At 73.7% G+C, this 2,826-nt stretch carries 3 protein-coding genes; 2 read left to right on the forward strand and 1 reads right to left on the reverse strand.

The annotated features are described in order from the left end of the window. Positions 1 to 364 (forward strand): alpha/beta fold hydrolase (locus ACTIR_RS23945; protein ID WP_161629651.1); only part of this gene is annotated, 364 nt, incomplete at its 5' end. A gap of 106 nt (positions 365 to 470) precedes the next feature. Here the strand turns inward: ACTIR_RS23945 and ACTIR_RS0116950 are convergent. Then, positions 471 to 1,142, reverse strand: coding sequence for a TetR/AcrR family transcriptional regulator (locus ACTIR_RS0116950; RefSeq protein WP_026455176.1), 672 nt, complete (start codon positions 1,140 to 1,142; stop codon positions 471 to 473). 87 nt (positions 1,143 to 1,229) lie between these two features. Between ACTIR_RS0116950 and ACTIR_RS0116955 the strand changes: the two genes are divergently transcribed. Further along, positions 1,230 to 2,324, forward strand: a complete 1,095-nt coding sequence (locus ACTIR_RS0116955) for an alpha/beta fold hydrolase (protein WP_026455177.1) — start codon at positions 1,230 to 1,232, stop codon at positions 2,322 to 2,324. The last annotated feature ends 502 nt before the right edge of the window (positions 2,325 to 2,826 follow it).

Genomic DNA, 2,826 nt, shown 5'->3' on the forward strand with positions numbered 1-2,826 from the left:
CTTCGGTGACCGGCCGCGTCGCGCGGACGTCGGGTCGGTGGCCGACCAGCTGCTCCGGGCGCACCCCGCCAGCGTCGGGGCGTTCCAGACCGCGATCTCCCGGCACGACCGCCGGGCGGCGCCGGCACGGCTGAACGGCATTCCCGGTGTCGTCCTGGTGGGCACCGCCGACCGGCTCTGCCCGCCCCGGCACGCACGGGTGATCGCGGGGGAGTGGCACTCCGGACGACTGGTGACCTACCCCCGTGCGGGGCACATGCTCCCGCAGGAACGCGCCCACGAGGTCGCCCTCCACCTCAGCGCCCTCCTCCCCCGTCCCACACCCACCCGCACCCGTACCCACCCCTCCCCGGTGCCGGCGTGAGGTGGGTGTGCCGTGAAGGGCACTTTCCCTGCGTGTGACGCAGTGAATGTGCCCCTCGCTGCGTGTGACGCAGGGAAGGTGCCCTTCACGGCACCACCCGGGGTGCCTACTCGCGGCCGCTGAGGGGGAAGCCGGCGCCGATGCCGCGCCAGGCGAGGGTGGAGGTCAGGGCGACCGCCTCCTCCTGGCTCACGGTGCTGTCCTGGTTCAGCCAGAAGCGGGCGCTGACCTGGCTCATCCCCACCAGGCCGACGGCGAGCAGCCGGGCCCGGTCCTCGTCGAGTCCGGCGTCCGCGGTGATCGTCTCGGTGATCGCGTCGACGCTGGCCGAGGTGGCCCGGTCGACCGCCTCCTGGACGGCGGGTTCCCCGCGCAGGTCCGACTCGAAGACCATCCGGAAGGCGCCCGCGTCCCCGTTGACGAAGTCGAAGAACGCCCCCACCGCGTTCTTCACCCGTTGCTTGTTGTCCGTCGTGGACGCCAGCGCACGTTCCACGCCCGACACCAGGTGTTCGACGTGGTTCTCCAGCAGTGCGATGTAGAGCTCGAGTTTGCCCGGGAAGTGCTGGTAGAGCACCGGCTTGCTCACCCCGGCCCGGTCGGCGATCTCGTCCATCGCCGCGGCGTGGTAACCGTTGGCCGCGAAAACCCGCTGGGCCGCGTCGAGCAACTGCGCACGACGCTCCGTGCGCGGCAGTCGAACCCCCCGTCCGGGCGCCGAGGACCCGGTGGGCGTCGAGCCCGAGGTCCCGCCCTGCGCGTGCGTCGTGTCCGTCATCCCCGCCTCCGTTTTCGTTTCCCACCGCACATTACTTGTGGGTACGCCACCCACGCCAAGACGACCGGGCTGCGGCATCCTGGGATTGTGTCCGAAAGACTGCCCAGTCCGCTCGCCGACGCCGTCGATTCCCGGGCCCGGTTGCGCCCCCCGCTGACGCACGTCCCGCTGTCGGACGCCCCCCTGCCGCCGCTCGACGGCATGACCGGCCCGTGGCCCGGGGTCGAGGTGCGGGTGTGCGGTGGTGCCGACGGTACCGACGTGGCGGGCAGCCGGTACGACGGCGTGCTCCACGTGCGGCACACACCCGGTCCCGGCCCCGTGCCGGAGCAGCCCGGGCGGCACCCGGCGGGCGGTGCCCGGACGGCGGTCTACGTCCACGGCCTCGGTGGGTCCTCCACCAACTTCAGCGACCTCGCGGGCCTGCTCTCGCCGTGGGCGGAGGGACACGCTCCCGACCTGCCGGGGTTCGGGTTCTCCCCGCCCGCGGAGGGCTTCGACTTCAGCCTCCGCGCCCAGGCCGACGTGCTCGCCGACTACCTCACCGGGCACTGCCGGGGGCCGGTGGACCTGGTCGGCAATTCCATGGGCGGGGCGGTCTCGATGATGCTGGCGGCGCACCGGCCGGAGCTGGTGCGCACGTTGACCCTCGTCTCGCCCGCGGTCCCGGACCGCAGGCCCGACCCCCGCAGGCTCGCCGACCCCCGGTTGCCGTTGGCGTATCTGCCGCTGGTCGGTCGGCGGGTGCGCAGGCGGCTGGCGGCGATGTCCCCGCGGCAGCGCGCCGAGCAGGTCCTCCGGCTCTGCTTCGCCGATCCGACCCTGTTCCCGGAACACCGGTTGGCGGAGCTGATCGACGAGCACGGCGCGCGTGCCTCGCTGACCTGGGCGGAGGAGGCGCTCGGACGCAGTACGACGGAGATCTTCCGGGCGTGGTTCACCCCCGGTCGCGGGTCGCTGTGGGCGCTCGCCCCGCGGATCACCGTGCCGACGCTGGTGGTCTGGGGGATGCGGGACCGGGTGATCTCGGTGCGGCGGGCCCCGCGGACGGCGCGAACGTTGCCGCGGGCCCGGCTGCTCGTGCTGCCCCGGACGGGCCACCTCGCCCAGATGGAGCGACCCACCACCGTGGCGCGGGCCGTTCTGGGGCTGTGGGACCGCGCCGACGAGGGGAACTGGTAACGGATACTCCGCCGATCGAGTGACGCGGGATGGGCCGAACGTGGCGAGCCGGGCACGTCCACGGGAGCGTGAATATGGCACGCTGAGCCCGTGGGTCGGGTAACAGAAGGAACACAGGACGGCCACGAGCGGGACGGTGCCGACTCCCGCGCGTCCGCCGCCGATGCCCGTGCCCCGCGGGACGACCGTCGTCGTGGCGGCTCCGGGAGAAAGACCTCGGCCGGGGCGCGGTCGGCGTCCACGGGGACGACGGCATCCGGAACGCCGTCGTCGTCGGAGCGGAAGTCGCCGAAGGAGCGGAAGGTCCGGGGTTCGTCCCGCAACGCGGCCCCGTCCGCGAAGCAGGCGGAGGCCGCAGGACCGGACAGCACCGCAGGACCGGACAGCACCGCAGGACCGGACAGCACCGCAGGACCGACGGGGAGCCGGTCCACGGGCGGTGCCGGTGGACGGGCCGGGAAGAAGGCCGGGGGTGCGGCGCGCGGCGGGCGTGCCGGCGGAC

Source organism: Saccharomonospora iraqiensis subsp. iraqiensis (genome assembly GCF_000430445.1).
GTDB lineage: Bacteria > Actinomycetota > Actinomycetes > Mycobacteriales > Pseudonocardiaceae > Saccharomonospora > Saccharomonospora iraqiensis.